Raw genomic sequence first — 22,060 nt, 5'->3', positions numbered from 1 at the left:
GCGTGAAGGATGCACCTTCACTGGAGCGCGAGGCAAGGCGGACGGACGGCGCGACCGTGCCGTGGCGCCCGCGCGATGTGCGAAGGCGAGCTCGGCCGGCGCGGATGCGCGTCGTCCGATTCCGAGCTCCGCGAGGACCCTGGCCCGATCACGCTCCCTCGCTCACGCCGCAACCCGCCTGTCGGGAGGCTGAGCCGCCTCGATGCGTCATGATTCCGGGTCGGCGCCCGACCCGCGCCGGAGCTGCTCCAGCAAGAGCGGCATCGCGCCGGTGCCGGCCGCGAGCAGGCGCTCGTCGATCGTGGCCAGGCCGCAGCGGAACTCGTAGACCCTGAGGTGCGCCTCGTTGTGAAAATACCTGAGGTTCAGGCTGGTCCCCGTGGCGGCGTCGATATCCATGGCGACGATGCGGAACCCTGCTTTCAGCTTGGCGATGAGCACCGCGTTGTTGCCGGGGGCGTGCTCGCTGACCACGTAATCGAAGCCGAGCTCTCGCGTGTACGCGAGGACCCGGCGGACGAACTCCCGGTACAGGCCGCGCCGGCGGTAGTCGGGGTGAACGGCCGAGTGCCACATGCGGTAGGTCTCCGCGTCCTTCTGGTGGCCCGAGAACATGGCCACGACCGCCTCGCCGTCGCGCGCCGCCCAGAAGTCTGCGAGGCGGTGGGCTCCCTCCGACGCCGTGAGGCGGGCGCGGGCGCGCTCCCCCTCCTCGCCGGACAGCGCCCGGAGATTGAAGAAGACCTCGGGCGGGAAATGGCGGAGCAGCTCGGCTTTGTGCAGCGCCCAGTAGGCGTCGGCGTCGGCGAGGCGCTCGAGCGGGTAGAGGCCTGCGAGCGGCTCGCCGAAGTGCTTCTGTCGAATCGGAACGACCCAGTCCCACGCGGTGCTCATGGATCGAGCCCTATCATGCGGCTCGATCCACCCCAAGAAGGCTGTCCGCGGACCCGCTCGATCCGTTCAACGGGCCGATCGCGGCGTGGACCGAGTTGGACAGGAATCGTTACGAAGCGCTGTCACCGCGATGGAGGTCGAGCCGCATGGCGCAGCGCTGCGCCGGGTCGAGGCCCATGCGCGCCTCGTTCCCGAGGATCTCCGCGAGCCGCGGGGGCGTCTCGGCCGGCGACAGCTCGCGGAAGCCCATGGAGGCGTAGAACGGCCCGTTCCAGGGCACGGTCCGGAAGGTGGTCAGGGTCAGCGCCTCCAGCCTCGCGGCCCGCGCCCACGCGATGACGTGGGCGAGCAGGCGTCGCCCCAGCCCTTGCCCCTGGCGGTCGAGGACGACGTCGAGCTCGCGGATGTGGAGCTCCTCGCCGGCCGCCTCGGCGCCCAGGAACGCGATAGGCGTGCCGGCGCCGTCGTCCATCACCCAAAGCGTCCCGGCCCGGAGCGCGCCGCGCCAGCCCTCCGCCGGCGTCGCGTTCGCCAGGGCCTCGACGTCGAGGTCCGTCCCCCGGAATGCGCGGCTCGCCGAGCGCTCGATCTCGGGTAGGTGAGGCAGGTCGGACTCGACGGCAGGTCGAATGAACGTCGATGTCATCGGGGCTGCGCAGGCTAGGCAGTCACGGGCCCACCCGCAACATCGGGGTGCGACGGCGCTCCGGGGGAGGGCGACCCCTGGGGGGTCGTCGATGCCGCATGCCGCACGCCGCACGCCGCACGCCGCGGCTCCTCGGGCCGCCCCGGACGAAAGTGCGGCGTCGATTGAACGTTCCGGGACCGTCCGGGAACTGAGGTCCATCCGGTCACGCAGCGGCGCCCCCACGGAGGGAGGCCTGACGCGTGATCGCAAGGAGCCACAGATGACGCTCGTCTCCTCGGCCCGCGCCGCGCGGAGCTCCGCGCCGCGATCCGCCCGGCGCCGGCTCGTGAAGCCGCTCCTCGGCCTCGCGGTCTTCGCGGCGCTCTTCGTCGTGCTCGCGTGGCGACTCGACAGGCCCTCTGTGGCCGCCGGGCCGCTCGACGCGGCGGCCGGCAACCCGCTCGGCCAGCTCTCCCGCGCCGCCGCCGACCGCGCGCCCATCGCCGGCCTCGTCGAGGAGCGGCTCCCGGCCGGCCCGTACACCTATGTCGCCGTGCGCAGCGGCGAGAGCCTCACATGGGCTGTCACCGTCGGCGACGCGCCGCCTCCCGGCACACCGGTGCAGGTGCGGAGCATGGGTCGCAAGGCGAACTTCCACTCACGCCGCCTCGCGCGGACGTTCCCGGAGCTCGTCTTCGGGATCGTCTCGCGCGCTGACTGAGCCCCGACAACGGACACAGACCTCCGGCGACGGACAGAGCAGAGAGGACCATGACCATGACGACACGTGGATTCGACAAGATGCTGAGCGTGACGATCGATCGCTCGCTCCTCGGGCGCGCGCTCGCCGCCGCCGTCATCGCGGCGCTCGGCGCGCTCCTGTCGGGGTGCAGCTCCGATTCCGACGGGAAGACGGCCGACGCTCCCCTCGCCGAGTGCACTGGGGGCGTGCTCGAAGCCGATCTGGAGGCGGACACGCTGAGCGGGCCCGGCGTCGATCCGGAGACCGGGAAGCTCCGGCCGCCTCCGGAGGGGTCGTCGTACACGGTCAGCGCGACGTACGGGGTTCCACGGCGGGGCGAGGCCGTGATGGAGCGATACGGGCAGATCTTCGGGGCGATCCAGGCGGACCTCGCGTCACAGCCCGGCCTCCTGGCCCTCCAGCTGGGCCAGTCGCCGTCCTGTGGCTCCGGGCGCACGCTGGCCGTGTGGGCCTCGACCGACGCGATGTACGAGTTCGTCATGGGCCAGGCCCACCTCGCGGCGATCGACGCCGCGGACGACCTGCTCGAGCCCACCTATGTGGTCACCCACTGGGAGACGGCCGAGACCGATGGCATCTCGATGGCCGAGTCGGTCCGTCGCATCCGGGCGCTCGACGCCCGTGCGCCCTGAGCCGACGCGGCGGCGGCGGCGCCCTGCGCGCGCCGGCGTCGCCTGCACCGGCGGGGCGAGCCCCCGGGCTCAGCGGGCGGCCGCGCGCTGCCCGCTGAGGCGGCTCATCGCGTAGGCGAGCCCGCTCTGGAGCGTGCCTTGCGTGGTGATCCGGCCGAAGTCGATGCCCAGGCCGACCAGCGTCCTGGCGATCTCCGGGCCGATGCCCACCATCACGCTCCGGCAGCCGAGCAGCTCTGCCGCCTGCACGGCGCGCACCAGGTGGCGCGCCACGGCGGAGTCGATCACCGGCACGCCGGTGATGTCGAGGATCACGAACTCCGCGCGCCGCTGCCCGATGGCCGCGAGCAGGCTCTCCAGCGCCTGGGACGCGCGCCGATCGCTCATCTCGCCGACCAGCGGGATGAGCAGGATCCCCTCCCAGACCTGGATGACCGGCATGGCCACGCGATCGAGCAGCTCCGCCTGCATCTGGATGATCGCGCGCTGCTCCCGGTTCTCGGCCGCGATCCGCTCGGCCTCCATGTGCCGCTGCTTCAGGTCGGTGATGTCCGTGATGAGCCCGCAGAGGCCGACCACCTGCCCTTGCTCGTTCTTCATGGGGAACTTGCGGGTCCAGATCGTGCGCGCCACCCCGTCCGAGCCCGTGGCGCTCTCCTCGTTCTCGCTCGGCTCACCCGAGTTGAAGACGACGTCGTCGTAGCTCCAGAAGACCTCGGCCTGCGCCTTCGGCCAGTAGTCCGGGTCGCTGCGGCCGATCAGATCCTCGTAGCGCTGCCCGATCAACCCGCAGAAGCCCGGGTTGCAGGCGATCCAGCGATGTTGCCGATCTTTGACGAAGATGGGATCCGGGATGGTGTCGATCACGAGCTGGAGCAGCCCGAAGGTCTTCCAGTCCGAGACGTCGATGCAGCGGAGCGTGAACGCCATTCAGCCAAGCCCATCTCCCCCGACCCCGATCCGCCTCTCTTTATCAGCCATCGTGGATGGCCATGCAAGGGCAGAAATGCGGCGGATCACGGCGGAGACCCGCAGACGTGTTGGCGCGCGCGCACCGCTGAGCGTCCACCGAACGTCCACCGAGCGCGCGCGTGTGCCTCGCCTTGCTAACTGCCGCTACATCACGACGCAGGGGGCACCTGGACAGCGAGCGGCGGTGAACCCCCCGCCCCGGCGCGGCTCCGGCGTGACGGTGCCGCGCCGCAGCGACCTCGGCCGCCCCCCCGAGCCCCCTCTCGCGGCGTCGTCGGCGCGGCGATGGCCTCCGTCCAGATTCGACCGCGAGGTGTGATCACTTTGTCGTGGTCCGGGAATTCATCCGGGCCGTTCGGAAAATCTCCTTCCAAAGGAGGCCGCTGCATATATAACTCGCCACCTCGCTCATCGGTTCCCTGCGCTCTGCAGACGATCGCGCGATGGCCCGCCGAGACAGGTGTCCCTGCCCGTCGGGATGCCTCTTGTCGAGGCACGTCGGACCGTAGGGGGCCCCAGGAATCCCGTCCTGCATGAAAATCGTCGATATCCGCGCCACCACCGTCACCGTGCCGCTGGAGGCGCCCCTGCGCCACGCCAACGGCTGTCACTGGGGCCGCTTCGTGCGCACGATCGTCGAGATCGAGGCGGACAACGGGCTGATCGGCCTCGGCGAGATGGGCGGCGGCGGCGAGTCGGCCGAGGCCGTGTTCCGCGCGATGAAGGGCTACCTGGTCGGTCACGACCCCGCCCGCCTCGAGGAGATGCGGTTCAAGATCGCGAACCCGACGGCCTCTCTTTATAACAACCGCACCCAGGTCCTCGCCGCGCTGGAGTTCGCGTGCCTCGACCTGCTCGGACAGGCCTTCGGCGTGCCGGTCCACGATCTCCTCGGCGGCAAGCTGCAGGACGAGGTGCCGTTCGCGTCCTACCTCTTCTTCCGCTACCCGAACGCCGACGGATCAGGCGAGGTGCGGACGCCGGAGCAGCTCGTCGAGCAGGCGAAGGAGCTGAAGAAGAGCCACGGGTTCACCTCGCACAAGCTCAAGGGCGGCGTGTTCCACCCGGACTACGAGCTCGAGTGTTACCGCGCGGTCGCCGACGCCGTGGGCCGGGATCGCGTCCGCTTCGATCCGAACGCGGTCTGGTCGACGGAGCAGGGCATCCGCTTCGGGCAGGCGATCGAGGATCTCAACAACGACTACCTCGAGGACCCCGTCTTCGGCCTCCACGCGATGCGGCGCACCCGCGAGAAGGTGCGGATGCCGCTCGCGACCAACACCGTGGTCGTGGGCTTCGAGCAGCTCGCCGCGAACGTCCTCGACACGGCGGTGGACGTCATCCTGCTCGACACGACGTTCTGGGGCGGCATCCGGCCGTGCGTGAAGGCGGCGGGGATCTGCGAGACGTTCGGCCTCGGCGTCGCCGTCCACTCCTCGGGCGAGCTCGGCGTGCAGCTCGCGACGATGCTGCACCTCGGCGCCGTCATCCCGAACCTCTCGTTCGCCGCCGACGCGCACTATCACCACCTGCGCGACGACGTGATCCAGGGAGGCCCGCTCCCGTACCGGAACGGCCGCATCCGCGTCCCCGCCGGCCCCGGCCTCGGCGTCCGCCTCGATCGCGAGAAGCTCGCTCACTACGCCGAGGAGTACCGCCGGCTGGGCTCCTATCCCTACGACAAGGACCCGCTGCGGCCGGCCTGGTGCGCGACCGTGCCGAACGACCGCTGGGCCGATCCGAAGGACGACCGAATCCCCGAGGTGCCGAGATGACCCTCGCCGAGCGCGTGGCCACGGCCGTCGACGCCGCGCCCATCATCGATCTTCACACCCACCTCTTCGCGCCCCAGTTCCCCGCGCTGAACCTCTGGGGCGTCGACGAGCTCCTCACGTACCATTACCTCGTCGCCGAGGCGCTGCGCGCCGAGCCGAAGGTCACGCCGGAGGCGTTCTTCGCGCTCGACAAGAAGGCGCAGGCCGATCTCGTGTGGGCGTCGCTCTTCGTCCGCCGATCGCCGCTGTCCGAGGCCACCGCGGGCGTCGCGACGGTGCTCGCCGCGTTCGGGCTCGACCCCGCCGCGCCGGATCTGCGCGAGGCCCGCGCCTTCTTCGCCGAGCGCCGGGTCGAGGATCACGTGGAGGACGTGCTGCGGCTCTCGGGCGTGAGCGCGCTCGCGATGACGAACGATCCGACCGACCCGGCGGAGCGCGCGATCTGGGAGTCGGGCGCCACGCCCGATCCGCGGTTCTACACGGCGCTGCGCCTCGATCGGCTCATCCACGCGAGCGATCTCGCGTCCGAGCTCGAGCGGTGGATCGCCCGCATGAGGCCGCGTTACCTGGCGATCTCGGTCAACGAGGTCTCGGCGCCGCCCCGGGCCGTGCTGGACGCGTGCCGCGAGCACGGGCTGCCGTTCGCCATGATGATCGGGGTCCGGCGCGCGGTGAACCCCCGCCTCGGCGTGGCCGGCGACGGCGTGAGCACGGTCGACCTGATCCCGCTCGAGCGGCTCGCCGCGGAGAACCCCGACGTGCGCTTCCTCGTCACGACGCTCGCGCGCGAGAACACGCACCCCCTCTGCGTCGTGGCGCGCAAGTTCGCCAACGTCCTGCCGTTCGGCTGCTGGTGGTTCATGAACAACCCGAGCCTCATCGAGGAGACGACGATGATGCGCCTGGAGATGCTCGGGCCGACCTTCGTGCCGCAGCACTCCGACGCGCGCGTCCTCGATCAGCTCATCTACAAGTGGCGCCACTCGCGGCGGTCGATCGCTTCAGCGCTGACCCGGCGCTACGGGGCCATGCCCGTCCCGCCGACCGACGCGCAGATCGAGCGCGACGCGCGGGCGCTCCTCGGGGGCATCGCGAAGGACTGGCTGGGAGCATGACGAACCTCTTCGACATCTCGGGCCGCACGGCCGTCGTGGTCGGTGGCACCTCCGGCATCGGGCGCGCGATCGCCCTCGGCCTCGCCGAGGCGGGCGCCCACACCGTCGCCACGGGCACCCGCGCGGACCGCGTGCAGGCCGTCGCCGCCGAGATCCGCGAGCGGGGCGTCCGCTCGATCGAGGCGGCGTGCGACGTCAGCGATCGCGCGACGCTCGACGCCCTGCGCGACCGCGTGCTCGAGGCGTTCGGCCGCGTCGACATCCTCGTCAACTGCGCCGGTCGGACCTTCCGGAAGCCCACCGCCGATGTTGGAGAGGCCGAGTGGGCCAGCCTGCTCGACACCAACGTCACCGGCATGCTGCGCGCCTGCCAGGCCTTCCATGGCCCTTTGAAGGACAGCGGCCGGGGCCGCATCGTCAACATCGCCTCGCTGTCGAGCTTCGTCGCGTTCCACGAGGTCGCGGCCTACGGAGCGTCGAAGGCGGCGGTGCTGGCGCTCACCCGGAGCCTCGGCGCCGAGTGGGCGAAGCACGGTATCCGGACGAACGCGCTCGTGCCGGGCGTATTCGTGACGGACCTCAACCGCGCCCTCCTCAACGGCACACCGCGCGGGCAGGAGCTGCTCGCTCGCACGCCCCTCGGCCGCTTCGGCGACACGCAGGAGCTGGTCGGCGCGGCCCTCTTCCTGTGCTCTGACGCGGTGAGCTTCATCACCGGCACGAGCATCACAGTCGACGGTGGATTCCTCGCCTCCGGGGTGAACCAATGACCGCAGCGTCTCCCGTGGCCCCGGCGACCGCCGGCGTCATGACCCGCACTCGCTGGACCATCTGCGCGCTCCTCTTCTTCGCGACGACGATCAACTACCTCGATCGGCAGCTGTTCTCCCTGCTGATCCCGTTCTTCGAGAACGAGCTGCGCCTCGGGCCGACGGATCTCGCGCTCATCAACGTGAGCTTCCTGCTCGCCTACGGCTTCGGCATGGTGTTCGTCGGTCGCTGGATCGACCGCGTCGGCCCGCACAAGGGGCTCAGCGCGACGTTCCTGCTCTGGAACATCGCCTCGGCCGGCCACGCCATCGTCGCCAGCTTCGCCGGCTTCGCCGGGATCCGCTTCCTGCTCGGGGTGGGCGAGGCCGGTAACTTCCCGGCCGCCGTCCGCACCGTGGCCGAGTGGTTCCCCAAGAAGGAGAGGGCGCTCGCGACCGGGCTGTTCAACTGCGGATCGAACGTGGGCGCCATCCTGGCCCCGCTCCTCGCGGTGCGCATCGCGGAGTCGTACGGCTGGCGGACCTGCTTCCTCCTCCTGGGCGGCGTCGGCGTCGTGTGGATCGTCTTCTGGGCGCGCCTCTACCGGCGGCCCGAGGAGCACCCGAAGGTATCGCCCGAGGAGCTCGCGCACATCCGCTCGGACGCGAAGGAGGCGACAGGGTCCCTCGGCGTCGGCGAGGTGTTCGGGATGCGGCCTGTCTACGCGGTCGCGGTGGCGAAGTTCTTCACCGACGCCCCGTGGTGGTTCTACCTCACGTGGCTGCCGAAGTTCCTTGTCAGCGAGTTCAACCTGAAGCCGACCTTCATGGCTTACGCGATCCCCGTCGTGTTCCTCGTGGCCGACGGCGGCGCGATCGGCGGCGGCTGGCTGTCGTCGAAGCTCATCGCGGGCGGCCGATCGGTCGGCACGGCGCGGAAGCTCGCGATGCTCGCGTGTGCGCTCTCCGCGGTGCCCGTCATGTCCGTCGGGCTGCTCGTCGATGTCCCGAGCGTCGCGGGCATCCCCACGATCTACGTCGCGGTCGCGATCCTGTCGCTCGCCGCGGCCGCGCACCAGGGCTGGAGCAGCAACCTCTACACGCTCGTCTCGGACGCCCTCCCGCGCCCCGCGATGGCCACGGTGGTCGGCGTGATGACCGCGTTCGGCGTCGTCGGCGGAGCGCTCTTCCAGATCTTCGTCGGCTGGGCGCTCACGGCCACGGGCTCGTACGCCCTGCCGTTCCTGCTCGCGGGGACGCTGTACCTCGTCGGCCTGCTCGCGCTGCACCTCATCCTGCCGCGCGTCGAGCCGGTCGCGCCGAAGCGGCGCGTGCCGAGCGTGGCGGTCGTCGCCGGCGGCCTGGCGATGCTCGCCAGCATCGCAGGGCTGCAGTTCGCCCTCAACCGTCCTGCGTACACCTCTCTCGACCAGTACCGCGCGGCGCGGCAGGCCCAGCTGAAAGCGACGGGCGCGCCGGTCGAGGGCCCCGCCGCCCACGTGGGCTGGATGGACGCGCGCTGGTACCTCTGGCCGACGGCCGCGGGGACCAAGGCGGAGCTCGTCAAGCTCGACCGCGATGGGCGGCCCATCGTCGAGGGGAAGGGCGCTGCCGCCAAGGGCTACACGGGCCCGTCCGCCGCGGAGGTCGAGTCGTCTCGCGCGCCAGGAGGCGATCGGTGATCACCGTCATCGGCGCGCCTCATCGCATCTCCGCGATGGCGGCGGCCCCTTGAACCCTGCTTGTCCACCAGCTCTCCGGCCACGCGGCCCGCACCCCTGCAAGTGATCCATGTCCTTCACGCTCCGTGATCCTTCCACCTGCCGCTGGGATCTCGTCTCCCTCGGCGAGGTCATGCTGCGCCTCGATCCCGGCGACGGGCGGATCTCCACCGCCCGCAGCTTCCACGCCTGGGAGGGAGGCGGCGAGTACAACGTCGCCCGCGGCCTGCGCCGCTGTTTCAAGCTCAGGTCGGCCATCGTGACCGCCCTCGCGGACAACCCCGTAGGCCGCCTGCTCGAAGATCTCATGCTGCAGGGCGGCGTGGATCTCACGCACGTCCGCTGGGCGACGCACGACGGCGTGGGGCGCCTCGTGCGCAACGGCCTGAACTTCACCGAGCGCGGCTTCGGCATCCGCGGGGCGGTCGGCCTCTCGGACCGTGGCCACACGGCCGCGTCTCAGCTGAAGCCCGGCGAGATCGACTGGGATACGATCTTCGGCGCCCAGGGCGCGCGGTGGTTCCACACCGGCGGCATCTTCGCCGCGCTCTCCGAGACCACGCCTTCCGTGGCGAAGGAGGCGATGGAGGCGGCCAGGCGGCACGGCGTCGTCGTCTCCTACGATCTCAACTACCGTCCTTCGCTCTGGAAGTCGATCGGCGGTCAGGCCCGCGCGCAGGAGGTCAATCGAGCGCTCGCGCCGTACGTCGATGTGATGCTGGGCAACGAGGAGGACTTCACGGCTGCCCTGGGCTTCGAGGTCGAGGGCGTCGACGAGGGGCACGCCACCCTGCGCGTCGGCGCGTTCGAGAGCATGATCGAGCGCGTCATCGGGGTATTTCCGAACATCCAGGCGGTGGCGACGACCCTCCGTGTCGCGACCTCGGCGACGCGCAACGACTGGAGCGCGGTGCTGTACCAGGGCGGCCGGCTCTACAAGGCGCCGGAGCGGAAGGACCTGGAGATCTTCGATCGCGTCGGCGGCGGCGACTCGTTCGCATCGGGGCTCATCTACGGCTTCCTGATGGGCATGGGGCCGCAGTGGGCGGTCGATTGCGGCGCGGCGCACGGGGCGCTCGCGATGACGACGCCTGGCGACACGACGATGGCGACCCTCGACGAGGTGCTCAAGGCGATGAAGCTGGGCACGGCCCGGGTGGACCGATGAACAAGCGCTCTGTGCTCGAGTGGATCGCGCGTGGCCGCATCGTCCCTGTGGTGCGCGCCGGCTCGGCCGACGAGGCGCTGCAGGCGGTCGAGGCCCTCCTCGAGGGGGGGATCGACGTGCTCGAGATCACGATGACCGTGCCCGGCGCGGTGGAGGTCGTGCGCGAGGTCGCCGCGCGCCACGGCGAGCGGGCGCTGGTCGGCGCGGGGACGGTCCTCGATGCGCGCACCGCCGAGGCGTGCGTCGAGGCCGGGGCGCGCTTCGTCGTCAGCCCTGCGCTCGACGAGGCGACGGTGAGGGCGTGCGTCGCGATGAACGTCGTCCACGCCCCCGGCGCGCTCACGCCCACCGAGGTCGTGGCGGCGCACCGGGCGGGCGGAGATGTCGTGAAGGTGTTCCCCTGCGACGCCCTCGGCGGCGCCTCGTACCTCAAGGCGCTCAAGGCGCCTTTGCCCCATATCCCGCTCATGCCCACGGGCGGCGTGACGCTGCAGAACGTGGGCACCTTCTTCGCGGCGGGCGCGGTGGCGGTCGGCGTCGGCGGCAACCTCGTGGATCTCAAGCTCCTGCGCGACGGGCGGCGCGACGAGCTCGTCGCCCGCGCCCGTGCGTTCTGCGACGCGGGCCGCGCATCTTGAGGAAGCGCGCAGGCGGCGCGCACGCCGTTCGCCGCCTCGACCCCGGCTGCTTCGCCGGGGAGACGGCTGCGGCGCCCGGGCCGTGAGCTGCGCTGTGCGACGTAAAGTTGGCGGAACTCACCATTTGCGGCGTTTGCAGGGGATTCCCGGCGCCATGGATAACCCAGGGGCTTCGAACATGAATCAATCGAAGGTTGCGAACCTAGTCGGTGCGTCGATTTTCTTCGTGGCGGCAGTCGCGCACGCCCAGACTCCCCCGCCGGCGCCGGACGCGGCCGCTCCGCAGGCCGCGGCGCCGGCCCAGCCGACGGACGCGCAGGCGCCGGCCACGCCGCCTGCGGGCGTGGCCGCTCCGGCGGCGCCGGCGGCGGAGGCCGTCAAGCCGGCCTCCAAGGATCCCGTTCCGGTGACCTCCAAGTGGAAGGCCACGATCTACGGGATGGCGGAGTTCGACATCATGCACGACTCCACCCAGAGCTTCGGGGAGTCGGTGGGTGCCACGGTGATCCAGCGCGAGGACACCTACGCCGGCTCGCACGGCCGCACGCACTTCACGGCGCGGAACTCCAGGTTCGGCGTCAAGGTGAGCGCGCCCGAGGTGTCCGGTATCAAGGCCACGGCCATGCTGGAGCTCGACTTCTTTGGCAACCAGCCGCCCACCGTCTCCGAGGCCTCGCTGGTGAGCAGCGGCACCTTCCGTCTGCGTCAGGCCAACATCAAGGTCGAGTCGGACTACGTCGATCTGTTGATTGGACAGGGCTATCACCTGTTCGGGTGGCAGCCGTACTTCTTCCCGGCCACGACGTCCTTCTTCCCGGTGATGAACCAGGTGTTCGGGCGGATGCCGCAGCTGCGCGTCGGCCACAGCTTCAAGGGGGACGCCGCCAACGTGGAGCTCGCCGCCGCCGTCCTCAAGCCGCCGCAGCGCGACTCCGAGGTGCCGGACATGCAGGCGGGGTTGAAGGTCGGCTTCAACGGCTGGAAGGGGATCCACACGCTCGGCGCCGGCGGGATGCTGCACGACCCGCTGACGCTCGGCGTGTCGGGCATCTTCCGCAAGTTCAGGGTCAACGAGCACGCGGCGGCCCCTGTCGAGTCGAGCTCGGCCAACGGCTACGGGATCTCCGTCGATGCGCTGCTCCCGATCATCCCGGCCAAGTCGCTTGAAGAGTCCGGCAACGCGCTGACGTTGACCGGCTCGTTCTTCACGGGCACGGGCATCTCGGACGTTGTCGGCGTCGCGAGCAACGTGCCGCACCCGGCGCTCCCGGAGGAGGGAGCGACCTATACGCCGAACATCGACAACGGCCTCGCTGTGTACGACGCGAACAACAAGCTGAAGACGATCGGCTGGACGGGGTTCATGGTCGGGCTCCAGTACTATCTGCCGCCCTCGGGGCGCTTCTCCATCTCCGGCAACTACACCCAGGGCTCGAACGACCGGGTGACGGAGGAGAACGGCTACGGCGCGCTCCGCACGGCCTTCCACAAGTCGCGCTACATCGACGGGAACCTGTTCGCCGACATCACGCCGGCGATCCGCGCGGGCCTCTCGTTCCAGTACTCGGAGCAGACGTTCGCGGACGACGTGACCGCGACCAACGAGCGTATCAAGCTGTCCCTCTACAGCTTCTTCTGAGCGACGACGGCGGGCGGGGAGCGTACTATCGCTCCCGACCGACCATGGATGCCGTCACGACCTACGAGGTCTTCTCCGCCGCGCAGTGGGCCGGCCTGCGCGCGGCCACGCCGCTCCCCCTCACCGAGGCCGACCTCGTGGTCCTCCGGAGCCTCAACGATCGGCTCTCGCTCGACGAGGTCGCGACGATCTACTTGCCGCTCTCCCGGCTGCTCAACCTGCACGTCGGCGCGGCGCAGCAGCTCCGCCGCGTGAAGGACACATTCCTCGGCCGCCCCGTCGGGCGGCGGCCTTTCGTGATCGGCATCGCGGGTTCGGTCGCGGTGGGCAAGAGCACGACCGCGCGCGTGCTGCAGGCGCTGCTCGCGCGGTGGCCCGACCACCCGCGGGTGGATCTGGTGACCACCGACGGCTTTCTGTACCCCAACGCGGTGCTCGCCTCGCGCGCCGGCCTGCACCGCAAGGGGTTTCCAGAGAGCTACGATCTGCGGCGGCTCGTGCAGTTCCTCGCCGACCTGGAGGCCGGCGTCGAGGCGATCGACGTGCCGGTGTACTCGCACGCCACCTACGACGTGGTCGTCGGGAAGGCGCAGACCGTGAGGCAGCCCGACATCGTGATCCTCGAGGGGCTGAACGTCCTGCAGGGCCCTGACCGCACCGCGGCGATCGCCGTCAGCGACTTCTTCGACCTCGGGATCTACGTCCACGCGGACGAGGCCGACCTCGAACGATGGTACATCGAGCGCTTCCTCGCGCTGCGGGCCACGGCGTTCCGCGACCCGACCTCCTATTTCCACCGCTATGCCGCGATGGACGACGACGAGGCGCGCGCGTTCGCGTTGCAGATCTGGCGCACGATCAACGGCCCCAACCTCACCGAGAACATCCTGCCGACGCGCGCGCGCGCCGACGTCGTGCTCGAGAAGGGGCCTGACCACGCGGTGCGCGCCGTGCAGCTCCGCCGGCTCTGATCCAAGAGGAGGATTGTCGCCATGGATTGGAAAGAGAGTTGTCGCTCCCGCCTCCGCCAGCACCTCGACGTGCACGGTGACATCGCTCCGCCGTGGGAGCGCTTCCCCGACTACGAGCGCTACACGATCGGCTGGCGGATGGGCTCCGGTGAAGACTGGATGGGGATGTGGGGCGTCTTTCTCGAGCAGCTCGCGCCGGACCGCGAGACACGCATCGCCTACCTGCGACGCCACCCTCCCGCGCCGATCACCTGGGCAGAGGCCGTTCACAAGGTGTTGCACCCGGCGGATGATCGGGCAGAGGACGAGGACGACGAGGAGGCGGAGGACGGCGACGAGGAGGACCCTATCGCGGCGGCCTCGCGTCGCTCGGCGCTCCTGGAGCAGGGGCTCATCGCGGTCGACGTCTCCTTCACCATATGGCTCAGCCAGCAGGACGGCGTGCGTTGGCCCTGGGAATCGTACGAGACGCCCGAGAAGGCGGCCCGCTACAACACCCGCGAACTCTGGTTCTGGTCGCGCCAGGTCGCCGAGCTGCGGAGAGGCGACGGATGGGCGTCTCCCGCCGTGCCGGAGGGGTGGCGAGCGTGCGCGACAGCGCTCGCGAGCGGCGACGCAGATCCGATCGAGCCTCGCAACGGGCTCCTTTCGCTGGCTCGACTGCTCTGCGCCGGATACGTCAAGGCGCCTTGGCAGCTCGGCCTGGAGCCCACCGACTTCGCCGATTCTTTTGAGGACGACATGGGTTATGTCGACGCGTTCCGCTTGTGGGGAATGTCTGCCTTCGATGACGCCCACCAGCTGGGTCGTTACCTCGAGGCCACCCGAGTCGCGCCGGGCTGGGAGGCGTGGATAGCGGAACATTTCCCCGTGGATTGAACGGCGGACCCGGTCTGACCCACTCGCCCTGGGTCAGCTGACGCAAGCTGGGTCAGGTCGCCACACAGGCCGACGCAACCGGGGTCAGGTCGCCTCCTGGGCCGGGGGGCGCCCAACCTGGGTCGGGTCGGTGGCGCCGGAGGCGTGGCCGAGCGGGCCAACAACTTGGCCGTACGGGCAAAGGCCGGCTCCAGCCGCGGGGCGTAGCTTCCCGGCATGCTGCTCGCCGCTCACCGCACCTCGCGCTTCCCTCGGACCCGCGCCCTCGTGGCCGCTGCCCTGCTGGTCGGGCTCGTGGCCGCCGGCAGCAGGCTCGGCTTCCACTCCGCCGCGCATCCTGGGACGCACGCTGACCTGAACGCCGCGGGAGACGCGCCGCCCGGCAGCCCGCTCGGCGATCTATCGAGATCCCTCGGCGACCTCGCGCCCGTTGTCGGCGTCGTCGAGGAGCGGCTCGCAGCGGGGAGCTATACCTACCTCGCCGTGCGGCCGGACGGCGGCAGCCCGATGTGGGCCGTGACCCTCGGCAGCGGACAGCCGGTGGGCGCGCGCGTCTCGGTCAGGAGCTTCGGCCGGCGCACGGAGTTCACGTCTCGCCGCCTGCAGCGGACCTTCCCCGTGCTCGTCTTCGGCGTGGTCTCGCCCGTGCGCGTCGACGAGCGCTGATTTGCACCCGACAACATCACTCACTTCCCTGTCATGAGGTCCATCATGTCTCGAATCGATTTTTCCCTCTCTCGCGTCGCGCTTGTCCCGTTCCTCGTCGCGGTCGCAGCCCTCGTCCCGGCGTGCGGCGCGGACGACCAGCAGGGGACAACTGGCAACACGGGCGGCGGCTCGGGCACGCAGACCGCCGCCTCCGAGTTCACGTGCACAGACGACGACCTGCAGAGCGCGCCGTTCGGCGGGCCCGGGTTCGGGGACGGCGCGCCCACGGGCGCCGCGCAGGACTCCTATGTTGTCTCGTCGACCCTGCTCTGGATGAAGCCCGACGAGGCGGCCCAGCGGAGGTTCGGCGAGCTGATGGGGCCCATCCTCGCCCAGCTGCCCGCGCAGGAAGGCCTGATCGGATTCACGCTCGGAACGTCGGCGAAGTGCGGCTATGCAAGGACCATCACGGTGTGGAAGGACGAAAAGGCGATGGGGAAGTTCGTGATGTCGGACGCCCACCTCTCGGCGATGAGCGCGGCGAGCGCGGTCAGCGTCCACGGCGTCGTGACCCAGTGGACCGTCGGCGCGGGGGATCTCCCGCTGTCGTGGGAAGCGGCGAGAGAGAAGGTCGCCGCCGCCGAGATATCGTACTGAGGCCGGGCGCGCTCGACGGCCGCGGCCCGAGGCCCCGCGCCAGGCGGGCCATCGCCCCGGCGGTCAGCCGTCGTCCGCCGCGCGGTCCACGCCCGCGGCGGCGCGGCGCCCCCGGCCGCCGCGCGTGTCCTCACGGAACCGGCCGGGCGTCCTCCCGGACCAGCGCTTGAAGGCCCGCGCGAAGGCCGTCACCTCCGAGAACCCCAGCACAAAGGCGATCTCCGACATCGATGTGTCGCTCTCGCGGAGCAGCTCCTCGGCGGTCTGACGGCGCACCTCGCCGACGAGCTGCCGCAACGTCGTCCCCTCGTCCTCGAGGTGCCGCCGCAGCGTGCGCTCGCTCGTCCCGAGCCGCCGCGCGACGGCGGTCGCCGACGGCTCGCCCGAGGCGAGGAGGTGCGCGATGACGTCACGCGCCCGAGCGGACATGGGCGACGCGTCGACGACGCGACGGCGGCGGAGCTCCTCCGCGTGCTGGTGGAAGAACGCGCTCAGGGCCGGGTTCGCGTCGCGAGGCACGAGGTCCAGCAACGACGGTGGGAAGGCAAAGCCATCGCGGGGCGCGTCGAACTCGACAGGGCAGCGGAAGAAGTCCCGGTGCGCCGCGAGATCGCGCGGCGCGGCGTGGCGGAAGCAGACCCGGAGCGGCGAGAACTCGACGCCGGCGCACTGGCGGAAGCAACGGATGTACACCGCCAGGCTGCACTCTGTCGCGACGCGCGCGCCGAGCGTGAAGCGGGGCGAGCGGTGCATCTCCGCGAACGGAGCGTCCCGGTCCGTCGTGGTATCGGTCACCCAGCGCGGTGTATCCTGCAGGAGCACCATGTAGCGGTCGACACGGTCGAGCGCCTCACGGGCGCTCGCGCTCGTCATGACCGCGAAGCCCATGACGTGCATCTCCTCCATGCGCGTCCGCGCGGCGAGGCAGATGGGCGCCCCGGGATCGTCGAGCGCGCGTACCAGGTGCGCCCACAGGGCGTCGAACGACGTCACCGGTATGCGGCTGTCCGCGTCGGTCAGCGACTCGGCGGAGACGCCGGCGACCTCGAGAAGATCGCCGTGGCGGAGCCCGCGAGAGGCGGCATACGAGATCACCCGGCCGACGATGGCCATGGACACCGTGGGCCGCGACGGGGAAGACGGCATGGACGAGCGAGCCTATCTCATCGCGTCGCTCAGCCGGGCCGCCTGCGTCGCCAGGTAGTTCTGCTCCGGGATGCTCGTCGTGCGGCTCGCCGCGCGCCTGTAGTGCGCGATCGCCGCCTCGCGATCGCCGGCCCGCTCCAGGAGGTGCGCGCGGGCGGCGTCGAGGCGGTGATGACCCGAGAGGCGCGCGTCGGCGTCGAGCTCCTCCAGCAGATCGAGCCCCGCCCGAGGGCCGTGCACCATCGCGGTCGCGATCGCGTGGCTGAGCGCCACCATGGGATTGTCGGACATCCGCATCAGCACGCCGTACAGCGCCAGGATCTGCGGCCAGTCCGTGTCCTCGGCCCGCGCCGCCTCGTCGTGCACCGCCGCGATCGCGGCTTGCACCTGGTACGCGCCGATCGAGCCCCTCGACAGCGCCGCCGTGACGAGCGCGACGCCCTCGGCGATCGCGCGCTGATCCCACAGGCCTCGATCCTGCTCCGCGAGCGGGATCAGCTCGCCCAGAGGCCCGGTCCGCGCCGCGCGCCGCGCGTCGGTCAGGAGCATGAGCGCGAGGAGGCCCGCGACCTCGCCGTCGTCCGGGAGGAGCGCGTGCACGGCGCGCGTCAGGCGGATCGCCTCGCCCGACAGATCGTCGCGGTGCAGCGCGGGGCCGGAGCTCGAGGTGTAACCCTCGTTGAAGATCAGGTAGAGCACGTGCAGGACGGCGCCGAGGCGCTCCGCGCGCGCCTCGGGCGTCGGCCGCTCGAACGGCACGCCGGACGCCTTGATGGTCTGCTTGGCCCGGCTGATCCGCTGCGCCATGGTCGCCTCCGGGACCAGGAACGCCCTTGCGATCTCGGGGGTCGTCAGGCCGCCGACGGCGCGCAGGGTCAGCGCGATCGCGGACGGCGTGGACAGCGCGGGGTGGCAGCACATGAACAGCAAGGTGAGCGTGTCGTCCTCGAGCGGCGCCTCGTCGCTGTCGGCGGCGAGGGCGATCTGCAGCTCGGGCGGCACGAGGCTGACCACGATCGCCTCGCGGCGCCGGCGCGCCGCCTCGCTCCGGACGTGATCGGCGATGCGCCGCGACGCGACGTGGATCAGCCAGGCGCGCGGCTCGTCGGGCACGCCCTCGCGCGGCCACTGCGTGGCCGCCGCGATCAGCGCCTCCTGGACCGCGTCCTCCGCGGCGCCGAAATCTCGGAATCGCCGCATGACGGCGCCGAGCACCTGCGGCGCGAGATCGCGCAGCAGGCGCTCGGCCGTGGGGCCCTGGGACGGAGAGGCCACTAGAGATCGACGGGCGGCGCGCTCATCACCTCTCGCACCTCGATTCCCATGTTGAGCGGCGCGCCGCCGGGGCCGGGCGCGGCGGACGCCTGCGCGGCGATCTCGTATGCCCGCTCGGGGCTCTCGACGTCCACGATCCAGTACCCGGCGAGGAACTCCTTGGTCTCCGGGAACACCCCGTCGGTGATCGGCGCGCCGTCCTTGCCTGCGCGCACGAGCTTGGCCTGGTCGGGCCCCGCCAGGCCCTCGGCCGCCACGAGCTCGCCCGACTCGCTGAGCTTCCTGTGGAAGCTCTTCATGAACGCGATGTGCGCCTGGAAGTCCTTCTGCTGCCAGTTGGCGACCTGGTACGGCCCCCCGCACGGGGTGTTCATCATCAGGATGTACTTCATGATCGGCTCCTTTTCTTCGCTGCCGCCCTGGGATCGGGCGCGCCTTCGTGGGGATGTCGGAGCCGAGGGCGGGTCCTCGACATCCCGGGCGACGATAGCGAAGAAATCCGGAAGCCGACACAAAGGACGGCCGTGTGTGAATGTGGGTGCGCTGAAGGCGCCAGCGGGGGTGTGCAGGTCTGTCGTCGCGAGCGTCTGTCCTCCACGGCGTGATGTGCTCCACGGTCGCAGGTGGTCGGTAGAGGAGGGTCGATGTGCTCTGTCTTCGCAGGGCGCCGACCGCGAGGCGGCCCATCACGGGCGGATTCCGCGGGTGACGTCCGGCGCGCCTCCAAGCGACCACTCTGCTGACGAGGCGCTCGGGCGTGGTGATTCCGCGCGTCACCGGCCGTCGTGATCGGTGAGGCGCGCGCCGGCTGACCGCCCTGCGAGTCGACTCCTTGGCTCGGGCGCGGGACATGCACCCTCACGCTCCGATTCTCACGGATGCATCAACCTGGAGGAGCGTCGATGGAGAAGCGTGTTCCGCAAGGGAAACTTGGACGCCGGCGATTCGCCGGCGGCGCGATGGCCACAGCGGGTGCCTCGCTGCTCGCCACACCGAGCCTCGCGCTCCCCGACAAGAGCTACGCGGTCTGCGAGTCGATCGCGCCTCTCGCCCTCCCGGAAGGGGTCGCCTATACGCCCGGCATCTCCGTCGACCGGCGCTCGAGGAAGCCGGTCTTCCTGCCCGCCCCGGGCGCCGGCTATGCAGCGCACGCCATCTCGGAGGTCCTCTTCTGGACGGACCAGATGATGGAACATGCGTTCTTCATCGCGCTGCTCATGCCCGGCGACCACCTCCGCGGGCCCCGGGACGAGGCGCGGCAGTACCAGAACCTCTTCGCCAGGCACTTCCTCGCGGCGCGCGACCGGGGCTATGGTGATTACGGGATCTCCTCGCTCCTCGCCTCGATGCGGCCGAGCGTCCAGCGGTTCATCGAGTACAAGCGCCGCATGCAGCGCGCGCAGGAGAGCGGCTCGCTCCGGAGCCTCGTCTGGCCGCTCTTCTTCGACCACATCGCGCGGGAGGCCGAGCGCTTCGTCGCCCGGCTCGATCGGCTCGCGTACGGCAACACCGCGCTCGAGAGCGACGAAATCGGGGCGTTCTGGACGACGATCATGGCGGAGCACCTCGAGTTCATCGCGCACCTGCTCGACCCGCAGGAGCGCGCGCTCATCGACCAGGCGACCGCGCGCGCCGGGCAGCTGTACCAGGCGCACGAGTTCCGCGTCGAGAGCGGGCAGCTCGCGACGATGGCCGACGAGGTCATCGACTTCAAGACGGCCGCGGAACAGGGCATCGAGACGGGGCAGATCAAGAGCATCATCGAGCCGACGCTCGCCGATCACGTGCTCCGCGAGGCGGTGAGGTTCTCCGACGAGGTCAGGCGCGCCCAGTGACGCCCGGGGCGCCGCGCGGCGGCGGCGAGCACGGCCCTCGTCCGGGCCGCCGCGCGCTGCCGCCTGTACAGCGGCCGCTCGGTGGGATTACCCTGGTCGCGGGCCGAGCGGAGCTCTCCGCCGAGCCCGCGGCGCAGAGGCGGTGTCGGAGGGGTGCCATGGATCTGGCGGTGGTCGACGAGGGCGGTGTGCAGTTCGTGGAGGGGTCGCCGGACCACGGGCTCATGGCGAGCGTCCGCGACGTCGACCGCGTGATCGAGGCCTGTTTTTCGGGCGGCGTGCGGTGTGCGCTCCTCCACCCGGCGAACCTGACGGCGGCCTTCTTCGACCTCAGCTCAGGGGAGGCTGGGGAGATCCTGCAGAAGCTGAGAAACTACTGGATCCGGCTCGCGGTGGTGTGCCCTCCGGGGGCCGTTGATTTCAGCAGCCGGTTCGGGGAGATGGTGGCCGAGGAGCGCCGCGGCCAGCATTTCGGCGTGTTCGAGGCGCGTCACGCCGCGATCGCGTGGCTCGGCCAGACGTAGCCCTGGCGGCCCGGCCGACAGCGCCTCTTGCGCCATCGCCGCCTCCGGCGCAGCCAGACCTCGATCTCGAGCGCTCACCACGCAGGCGGGATCACTGGCCGCGACCGAGGAAGTCCATGAGCCAGGCCATGGCCGGCCGCATCGTGCCGTCCGGGTGCATGAGGCCCGTGCTGTCCCGCCAGGTGGAGCCGACGATGTAACCGTACAGGGTGATGCCTTTGACGGCGCTGTGGTTGTAGAGCATCGTGAACTGCTCCTCCATCACCCTGCGCTGCTCGTCGTCGTCCGCGATGTCGATGTCGAGCTCGGTGATGTACACGGGCAGGCCCATGGCGGCGAACCTGTCGAGGAAGCCCTTCACGGTGCCGGCGTCCTTCTTGTACACGTCGTGGGCCTCCGCGCCGACGGCGTCGATCGGGGCGCCCGCCTCCAGCGCCGCGCTCAGCGTCGCGACGAAGCGGTCGTGGTCGCTCTGGTACTCGATGATGTTGTAGTCGTTGAGGATCAGGGTCGCGTCCGGGCAGAACTCGCGAGCCCACTTGAAGGAGTTGACGATCCAGTCAACTCCGCTCTCGCCGTCGCCGCCGATGGCGCTCTTGAAGGAAGGCGTGGTGTGGGGCGGCGGCTCGTTCACGACGACGATGTACTTCGTCTCGGGGTATCGCTGACAGAACGCCTGCATCCAGTCCATCACGGCCTGCCGCTGCTCCTCCGCGGAGAGGCGCCCGAGCCAGCCCTGGCTCGTGGCTCCCCACACGAAGGATTGCTGCATGAAGGGGATGTCGTTGTCCTGCGCGTACTTGTAGATCGCGTCGAGCCTGCTCCAGTCTCGCTCGCCGCGGGACGGCTCGACGGCGCTCCACTTGCCCTCGACCTCGGGCGTGATCTGGTCCCAGTACCGGACGAAGCCGTCGCGCACGGCGCGGTCCGTCGTGATGTTGCCGACGAACTTGCCGGTGCCCGTGCTGCTCGAGCCGCCCGACCCGTCGCTGGAGCCGCCGACCCCGGAGCTGGTGGTTCCAGAACCTCCGGAGCCGCCGTCACCCGAGCCGCCCGCGCTCGACGAGCCGCCCGCACCAGAGCCAGCAGCGCTCGTGCTGCCCGTGTCAGCTCCGCCGGCGCCCGTCGTGTCGGCGTTGCCGCCATGGCCGCCCGCGCTCGACGAGCCGCCCGGCGCATCGTCGCCCCGGTCCACCCGCCCAGAGCAGCCGGACAGGGCCACGATTCCGAGCGCGATGCTGGCTGTGCCGTACAGCCATCGAGAAGAACGGTTCTTGTTCATGCCGACCTGAAGCATCCCCCCCGAATTTCGGGAAAATTCACAGGGAGGCGGGGAGACGGGGAGACGGGGAGAAAAATCCAACCAATCTCCTCGTCTCCCCGCCTCCCTGTTCAATTGTTCTCAGAAGCTGAACGACTGGGGCCGGCGAT

General features: G+C 70.6%; 22 protein-coding genes. 15 read left to right on the top strand and 7 right to left on the bottom strand.

Annotation, left to right across the window (positions count from 1 at the left end):
• Window positions 1-207: 207 nt before the first annotated feature.
• Together WMF14_RS28640 and WMF14_RS28635 are read right to left on the bottom strand one after the other, a co-directional pair.
• Window positions 208-894 carry a GNAT family N-acetyltransferase gene (locus tag WMF14_RS28640; protein WP_437791061.1) on the bottom strand — a complete coding sequence of 229 codons (687 nt, stop codon included), beginning with the start codon at window positions 892-894 and terminating at the stop codon, window positions 208-210.
• 109 nt (window positions 895-1,003) lie between these two features.
• Window positions 1,004-1,540: a GNAT family N-acetyltransferase gene (locus tag WMF14_RS28635; RefSeq protein WP_272094080.1), complete on the bottom strand. Its 537-nt coding sequence runs from the start codon at window positions 1,538-1,540 to the stop codon at window positions 1,004-1,006.
• Window positions 1,541-1,802: 262 nt separating this feature from the next.
• Here WMF14_RS28635 and WMF14_RS28630 point away from each other — a divergent pair, with 262 nt between their 5' ends.
• Both WMF14_RS28630 and WMF14_RS28625 read left to right on the top strand, forming a co-directional pair.
• The gene (locus WMF14_RS28630; RefSeq protein WP_437791058.1) at window positions 1,803-2,243 is read left to right on the top strand and encodes a hypothetical protein; all 441 of its coding nucleotides are present in this window, start codon (window positions 1,803-1,805) and stop codon (window positions 2,241-2,243) included.
• A gap of 56 nt (window positions 2,244-2,299) precedes the next feature.
• Entirely contained in the window at window positions 2,300-2,917 is a 618-nt protein-coding gene (locus tag WMF14_RS28625) for an antibiotic biosynthesis monooxygenase family protein (protein WP_437791055.1), read from the top strand.
• A gap of 69 nt (window positions 2,918-2,986) precedes the next feature.
• On the opposite strand, the gene WMF14_RS28620 is transcribed toward WMF14_RS28625, so the two are convergent.
• Window positions 2,987-3,847, bottom strand: a complete 861-nt coding sequence (locus tag WMF14_RS28620; protein ID WP_272094077.1) for a PAS domain-containing protein — start codon at window positions 3,845-3,847, stop codon at window positions 2,987-2,989.
• A gap of 575 nt (window positions 3,848-4,422) precedes the next feature.
• On the opposite strand from WMF14_RS28620, the gene WMF14_RS28615 reads away from it, so the two are divergent.
• The 11 genes from WMF14_RS28615 to WMF14_RS28565 all read left to right on the top strand — a co-directional run bounded on the left by WMF14_RS28615 (window position 4,423) and on the right by WMF14_RS28565 (window position 15,849).
• The gene (locus tag WMF14_RS28615; protein ID WP_272094076.1) at window positions 4,423-5,664 is read left to right on the top strand and encodes an enolase C-terminal domain-like protein; all 1,242 of its coding nucleotides are present in this window, start codon (window positions 4,423-4,425) and stop codon (window positions 5,662-5,664) included.
• A complete protein-coding gene (locus WMF14_RS28610; RefSeq protein ID WP_272094075.1) occupies window positions 5,661-6,779 on the top strand; it encodes a hypothetical protein in 1,119 nt (372 codons plus the stop codon). The genes WMF14_RS28615 and WMF14_RS28610 overlap by 4 nt, the downstream gene beginning before the upstream one ends.
• Window positions 6,776-7,549: an SDR family NAD(P)-dependent oxidoreductase gene (locus tag WMF14_RS28605; protein WP_272094074.1), complete on the top strand. Its 774-nt coding sequence runs from the start codon at window positions 6,776-6,778 to the stop codon at window positions 7,547-7,549. The genes WMF14_RS28610 and WMF14_RS28605 overlap by 4 nt, the downstream gene beginning before the upstream one ends.
• Window positions 7,546-9,210 carry an MFS transporter gene (locus WMF14_RS28600; RefSeq protein ID WP_437791051.1) on the top strand — a complete coding sequence of 555 codons (1,665 nt, stop codon included), beginning with the start codon at window positions 7,546-7,548 and terminating at the stop codon, window positions 9,208-9,210. Before WMF14_RS28605 ends, WMF14_RS28600 begins: the two co-directional genes overlap by 4 nt.
• A 109-nt stretch (window positions 9,211-9,319) precedes the next feature.
• Window positions 9,320-10,417, top strand: coding sequence for a PfkB family carbohydrate kinase (locus WMF14_RS28595; protein WP_437791049.1), 1,098 nt, complete (start codon window positions 9,320-9,322; stop codon window positions 10,415-10,417).
• On the top strand, window positions 10,414-11,055 hold the full coding sequence (locus tag WMF14_RS28590) for a bifunctional 4-hydroxy-2-oxoglutarate aldolase/2-dehydro-3-deoxy-phosphogluconate aldolase (RefSeq protein WP_272094071.1): 642 nt from the start codon (window positions 10,414-10,416) through the stop codon (window positions 11,053-11,055). The genes WMF14_RS28595 and WMF14_RS28590 overlap by 4 nt, the downstream gene beginning before the upstream one ends.
• 226 nt (window positions 11,056-11,281) lie before the next feature.
• On the top strand, window positions 11,282-12,694 hold the full coding sequence (locus WMF14_RS28585; RefSeq protein ID WP_437791047.1) for a hypothetical protein: 1,413 nt from the start codon (window positions 11,282-11,284) through the stop codon (window positions 12,692-12,694).
• Between the two features lie 44 nt (window positions 12,695-12,738).
• Window positions 12,739-13,665, top strand: coding sequence for a type I pantothenate kinase (gene coaA / locus WMF14_RS28580; protein ID WP_437791046.1), 927 nt, complete (start codon window positions 12,739-12,741; stop codon window positions 13,663-13,665).
• A 21-nt stretch (window positions 13,666-13,686) separates the two neighbouring features.
• Window positions 13,687-14,544: a hypothetical protein gene (locus tag WMF14_RS28575; protein WP_437791044.1), complete on the top strand. Its 858-nt coding sequence runs from the start codon at window positions 13,687-13,689 to the stop codon at window positions 14,542-14,544.
• Window positions 14,545-14,760: 216 nt separating this feature from the next.
• A complete protein-coding gene (locus tag WMF14_RS28570; protein WP_437791043.1) occupies window positions 14,761-15,210 on the top strand; it encodes a hypothetical protein in 450 nt (149 codons plus the stop codon).
• A gap of 45 nt (window positions 15,211-15,255) precedes the next feature.
• The gene (locus WMF14_RS28565; RefSeq protein ID WP_437791042.1) at window positions 15,256-15,849 is read left to right on the top strand and encodes a hypothetical protein; all 594 of its coding nucleotides are present in this window, start codon (window positions 15,256-15,258) and stop codon (window positions 15,847-15,849) included.
• 63 nt (window positions 15,850-15,912) lie between these two features.
• Here the strand turns inward: WMF14_RS28565 and WMF14_RS28560 are convergent, their stop codons facing one another.
• From WMF14_RS28560 to WMF14_RS28550, 3 genes are read right to left on the bottom strand one after another with little or no spacing between them, the layout of a single operon-like run.
• The gene (locus WMF14_RS28560; RefSeq protein ID WP_437791041.1) at window positions 15,913-16,995 is read right to left on the bottom strand and encodes an AraC family transcriptional regulator; all 1,083 of its coding nucleotides are present in this window, start codon (window positions 16,993-16,995) and stop codon (window positions 15,913-15,915) included.
• Between the two features lie 12 nt (window positions 16,996-17,007).
• Window positions 17,008-18,270: an RNA polymerase sigma factor gene (locus WMF14_RS28555; protein ID WP_437791040.1), complete on the bottom strand. Its 1,263-nt coding sequence runs from the start codon at window positions 18,268-18,270 to the stop codon at window positions 17,008-17,010.
• Window positions 18,270-18,662: a YciI family protein gene (locus tag WMF14_RS28550; protein WP_272094063.1), complete on the bottom strand. Its 393-nt coding sequence runs from the start codon at window positions 18,660-18,662 to the stop codon at window positions 18,270-18,272. The genes WMF14_RS28555 and WMF14_RS28550 overlap by 1 nt, the downstream gene beginning before the upstream one ends.
• Window positions 18,663-19,172: 510 nt before the next feature.
• Between WMF14_RS28550 and WMF14_RS28545 the strand changes: the two genes are divergently transcribed.
• Window positions 19,173-20,105 carry a DUF2935 domain-containing protein gene (locus WMF14_RS28545; protein ID WP_437791038.1) on the top strand — a complete coding sequence of 311 codons (933 nt, stop codon included), beginning with the start codon at window positions 19,173-19,175 and terminating at the stop codon, window positions 20,103-20,105.
• A gap of 158 nt (window positions 20,106-20,263) precedes the next feature.
• The gene (locus WMF14_RS28540) at window positions 20,264-20,629 is read left to right on the top strand and encodes a DUF4180 domain-containing protein (protein WP_437791036.1); all 366 of its coding nucleotides are present in this window, start codon (window positions 20,264-20,266) and stop codon (window positions 20,627-20,629) included.
• A gap of 91 nt (window positions 20,630-20,720) precedes the next feature.
• On the opposite strand, the gene WMF14_RS28535 is transcribed toward WMF14_RS28540, so the two are convergent.
• Window positions 20,721-21,911 carry an endo-1,4-beta-xylanase gene (locus tag WMF14_RS28535; protein ID WP_437791034.1) on the bottom strand — a complete coding sequence of 397 codons (1,191 nt, stop codon included), beginning with the start codon at window positions 21,909-21,911 and terminating at the stop codon, window positions 20,721-20,723.
• Window positions 21,912-22,060: the final 149 nt, after the last annotated feature.

The organism is Sorangium sp. So ce693, from assembly GCF_051521375.1.
Taxonomy (GTDB): domain Bacteria; phylum Myxococcota_A; class Polyangia; order Polyangiales; family Polyangiaceae; genus Sorangium; species Sorangium atrum.
The sequence above is the reverse complement of the archived record's forward strand: the minus strand, read 5'-3'. Positions and strand labels throughout refer to the sequence as shown.